Here is a 4,969-nt window from a genome sequence, read left to right as displayed (position 1 = left end):
CGCCCCGTTGACAGCCGCCGACGTACGGCGCCCATGCCTCGGCGGCTGTCAACGGGGCGGGCGTACCCGTGGCGTTGAAGAAAAGCAGATCGCCGCCGAAGGACAGGTCCGGCACATGGCGCAGCCTGATGTCCAGGTTGGCGATCGTCGCCTCGACGACGGCTGCCGCGCCCGGTCCGTCGAGTTCGCCGAGCCCGGGTGCCCGGTCCCGTACCAGCAGGGCGAGTTCGCGTACGTCCGGCGCCCCCTCGGCGCAGCGGACGGACGCGTCCGCCGGCACCTCGCCGAGCAGGCCGTGCAGTACGTCCCCGCCGGTGATCGGCCGCGCCTCGAAGCCCTCCGGCAGCGGATAGGCGTCCAGCAGCCCGAGCAGCCGTACCTCCTCGCCCAGCCGCTCCAGCCGGGCGGCGACGGCGTGCGCGACCATGCCGCCGAAGGACCAGCCGATCAGGTGGTACGGCCCGTGCGGCTGGACCGCGCGGATCGAGGCCAGGTAGTCGTCCGCCATCTCCGCGATGGACCCGGGGCGGCGCTGCGGCTCGGTGAAGTGCCGGGCCTGCAACCCGATGACCGGGTGCTCCTCACCGATGTGCCGCAGCAGACCGGCGTACCCCCAGCTGATCCCCGAGATGGGGTGGACGCAGAACAGCGGCGGCGCGGACGCCTCCGCCGAGCCGCGGATCCGCAGGACCGCCTCCAGCGGATTGGCCCTGCCGCCGTCCGCACCGGCCGCGATGTGCTCGGCGAGCAGCGCGGGTGTCGGATAGCGGAACAGGTCGCTGATCGTGGTGTGCGTGCTCCAGATGGTGCGGATGCGGCTGATCAGCCGGGTGGCGAGCAGGGAGTGCCCGCCGCGGTGGAAGAAGTCGTCGTGGACGCCCACGCGGTCCGCGCCCAGCAACTGCTCCCACAGCGCGGCGAGCGCCCGTTCGGTGTCGTCGCGGGGTGCCTCGTAGGGCCGCTCGGCGGCGGCCGGGGCCGGGGAGGGCAGTGCGGCCAGGTCGGTCTTGCCGTTCGCCGTGACGGGGAGGCGGTCCAGCACTGTGATGGTCAACGGCACCATGTAGTCGGGCAGTTCGGACCGCAGATACCGGCGCAGCTCGGCCGGGTCGGGGGCGGCACCCTCGGCGGGCACCGCGTACCCGGCGAGGGCGGGTCCGGCCGCCGTGGGGACGACGGTCACGGCGGCCCGGCCGACGGACGGATGCCCGGCGAGCACGTTCTCGATCTCGCCCGGTTCGATGCGCAGCCCGCGGATCTTGACCTGGCGGTCGGCCCGCCCGAGGTACTCGACCAGCCCCGCGGTGTTCCACCGGGCGAGGTCGCCGGTGCGGTACATCCGGGCGCCGGGCGGCCCCGCCGGGCAGGCCACGAACCGTTCGGCGGTGAGCCCGGGACGGCCCAGATAGCCCTGCGCGAGACCCGCCCCGGCGATGTACAGCTCACCGGTCACACCGGGCGGCACCGGGGCGAGCCGGTCGTCGAGGATGTGCAGGCAAGTGCCGTCCAGGGGGCGGCCGATGGGCACCTGCCCGTCCGGGAGCGGCGCCCCGGGTGCCATGGCGAACGTGGCGGCGAAGGTGGTCGTCTCGGTCGGCCCGTACGCGTTGGTGACGGTGGTGCCGGGGCAGTGCTCGCGGACCCGCCGGACGGCGGCGGGGGAGGCCGCCTCGCCGCCGGTCATCACCTCGACCAGCGTGGCCAGCCGCTCCGGGCAGCGGTCGGCGAGCTCGTTGAAGAGGGTCGCCGTCAGGAACGTGCCGGTGACCCGCTGCTCCTGCATGAGCGCGGCGAGGGCGGGGACGTCCAGGTCGCCGGGCGGGGCGATGACCACGAGGCCGCCGTTCAGCAGCGGCACCCACAACTCGTAGGTGGAGGCGTCGAAGGCGTGCGGGGAGCGGAAGAGGACCCGCTCATGGGCGCCGCCGCGCCAACGGCGGTCCACAGCGAGGGCGACGACCTCCCGGTGCGAGACGGCGACGCCCTTGGGGGCGCCCGTCGAACCGGAGGTGTACATCACATAGGCGAGGCCGTCGGGGTGGGCGGCGGCGCGGTCCGGGGCGGTGCCGCCCTCGGTGCCCTTGCCGTCGCCGCTGTTGTCACTGTTGTCGCTGCTGTCGTCCACGCGCAGGGTGTGCCGTACGCCGAGATCGGGGGCGGCCCCGGCATCGGTGATCAGCACGGCCGCCCCGGCCTCGGCGACGATCGCCGCCGAACGGGCCAGAGGGGCGGCCGCGTCCAGCGGGAGGTAGGCCGCGCCGGCCTTGAGCACCCCGAGGGTGGCCGCGATCAGTTCCACCGAGCGGTCCATCAGCACCGCGACGGTGTCGCCGTGCCGCACACCCAGCCGAGCGAGCCGCGCGGCCAACCGGGCGGAGAGCGCGTCGAGTTCACCGTAGGTGGCCTCGCGTCCGGAGCAGACGGCGGCCGTCCGCTCCGGATGGGCGGCGGCCCGCGCGGTGAACAGGGCGTCCACGGTGGTGGCATGGGGCTGCGCGGGGGCGCCCTGCCAGCCGTGCAGCAGGTCAGCGCGCTCGGCGGGGGTCAGCAGGTCGAGGGCGGCGAGCGGGGCGGCCGGGTCGTGGACGACGGCGGCGGCGAGGCGGACCAGTCGGTCGAGGAGCCGCTGGGCGGTCTCGGCGTCGAAGAGGTCGGCGGCGTATTCGAGGGCCAGGCCGATCCCGGCGGGCGCGCCGGTCGCGGGGTCGTGGCGCTCGTCCACCTCCAGGGTCAGATCGAACTTCGCGGTGTCGGTGCGCACGGCCTCCGTCTCCACCCGCAGTCCGGGGAAGACCGGCTCGTCGTGCGCGTCCCGCTGGCTGGCCACCGCGATCTGGAAGAGGGGGTGACGGCCGGGCGAGCGCGGCGGGTTGAGCCGCTCGACCAGCGCGTCGAAGGGCAGATCGCGGTGGGCGTGGGCGTCGAGCACGGCATCGCGGACCCGGTCGAGCACCTCGGTGAAGGCGGGGTCGCCCGAGGTGTCGGCCCGTACCACCACGGTGTCGACGAACAGGCCGACGAGATCGTGCAGCGCCTCGTCGTCGCGGCCGTCCACCGGGCAGCCCAGGGGCAGGTCGGTGCCCGCGCCGAGCCGGGTGAGCAGCGCGGCGAAGACCGCCTGGACGGCCATGAACGGCGTGGCGTGCCGCTCCCGGGCCAGTGCGGCGAGCCCCGCGTGGACATCGGCGCCGGCCTCGGCGCTCACCACGGCGCCGCGGTACGAGGCGACGGCGGGACGCGGCCGGTCGGTGGGCAGCGCGTGCTCCTCGGGCAGGCCCGCCAACGCGCTTGTCCAGTGGTCGAGTTGACGTGCGTGCAGCGAGCCCGGGTCCGCCGCGTCGCCCAGTACCTCCTGCTGCCACAGGGCGAAGTCCGGGTACTGCACGGAGAGTTCCGGCCACTCGGGATCGCCGCCCAGGACCCGGGCGGTGTAGGCGGCGGCCAGGTCGTGGACGAGGACGTCGAGCGAGGCGCCGTCGCCCGCGATGTGGTGCAGGACCAGCAGCAGTTGGTGCTCGTCGGCCTCGTCGGTGAACAGGTGGGCGCGCAGGGGGACTTCGGCGGCCACGTCGAAGGGCCGGCCGGCGGCGGACCGCGCGCGCTCGCCGTGTTCGGCGGCCGGGCAGACCGTGACGGTCAGGTCCGGTGCGGCGCCCGGCTCCAGGACGTGCTGGCGGGGGCGGCCGTCCGCGTCGGGGAACACGGTTCGCAGGGCCTCGTGCCGGTCGGTCACATCGGCGACGGCGGCCGCGAGGGCGGCGCGGTCGAGGTCGCCCCGCAGGCGCAGCCCCACGGGGATGTTGTGCAGGCCGGACGGGTCGCCGTCGCGGCACAGGAACCACAGACGGCGCTGGGCGTGGGACAGGGGGATCACAGCAGATCTCCGAGCTGGGATTCGAAGGCGTCGAGGTCGGCCTGGCTGAGGCCGGTGAGGGACACGTCGGACGGGGTCAGTCCGGCGGCGCCGGGCAGCGCGGTGTGCCGGGCGAGGGCCCGCAGCATCGCGAACCACTCGTCGGCCAGCGACCGCACCCGGTCGGCCGGGTAGGCGTTGTCCGCCCAGGTCCAGGTGGCGCTGAGGGTGAGCCCGTCGGGGCCCTCGTGCGCGGCCGCGTTGACCTCGACGGCGTGCGCCATGGGCAGGCCCTCGTCGGCGTCGTCGAGGGCGAAGTCGTGCCCGGGGGCGGCGGCCCAGTCGGCGGTGTCGCCCATGGGGAAGCGGCCCAGGTAGTTGAAGCCGATCTCGGGGATGCCGAGGGTCGCGAGCCCCGGGCCGGTACGGCTGTTGCCGTGGCGCAGCAGGCCGTACCCGATGCCGTGGTCGGGGATCGCCCGCAGTGTCTCCTTGACCTGGCGCAGGGCGGCTCCGACGGTGGGTCCGCCGGCCCGGGCGTCGGCCAGATCGGGCAGCCCGAGGTCGAAGCGGACCGGGTACATGGTGGTGAACCAGCCGACGGTGCGGGACAGGTCCACGCCGTCGGTGATCTCCTCCCGCCCGTGCCCCTCGATGTCCACGAGCACCGAACCGCCGTCGCCGCCCCCGGTGCCGGGCCGCCGCCAGGCCAGGACGGCGAGGGCGAGACCGGTCAACAGGACGTCGTTCACGGTGCCGTTGACCAGCCCGGGTGCCAGGGTGAGCAGTGGCCCGGTGACGTCAGGGGGCAGGGTGCGGGTGTGCCGGTTGATGGCACTCTCGGCGTCGAGCCGGTCCAACGCGCAGACTCCGCCGAGGGGTTCGGGCGCGGGACGCAGGGTGCCGGTCCACCGTACGGCCTCCGCCATCCGGCGGCCCGAGGTGGCGTCGGCCCGCAGCAGTCCGGCCCAGTGCGCGAACGGGGTCGGCACCGGCGCCGGTTCGGGTGCGCGGCCCGTGGCGAGCGCCTCCCAGCAGGAGCGCAGATCGTCCTGGAGGATGCGCCAGGACACCCCGTCGACGGCCAAGTGGTGGACGACCAGCGCCAGTCGGCCC

The 4,969-nt window shown here is 75.1% G+C and carries 2 protein-coding genes; both read right to left on the bottom strand.

All coding sequences use genetic code 11. The annotated features are described in order from the left end of the window. On the bottom strand, positions 1-3,874 hold a 3,874-nt coding region (locus tag CCN72_RS22330), incomplete at its 3' end, for a non-ribosomal peptide synthetase (RefSeq protein ID WP_158101386.1). Continuing rightward, positions 3,871-4,969: condensation domain-containing protein (locus CCN72_RS22325; RefSeq protein ID WP_244174375.1), on the bottom strand; the 1,099-nt coding region annotated here is incomplete at its 5' end. The genes CCN72_RS22325 and CCN72_RS22330, both read right to left, overlap by 4 nt.

The organism is Streptomyces murinus, assembly GCF_002154555.1.
Taxonomy (GTDB): domain Bacteria; phylum Actinomycetota; class Actinomycetes; order Streptomycetales; family Streptomycetaceae; genus Streptomyces; species Streptomyces murinus.
This window is presented reverse-complemented; position numbering and strand designations above follow the sequence as displayed.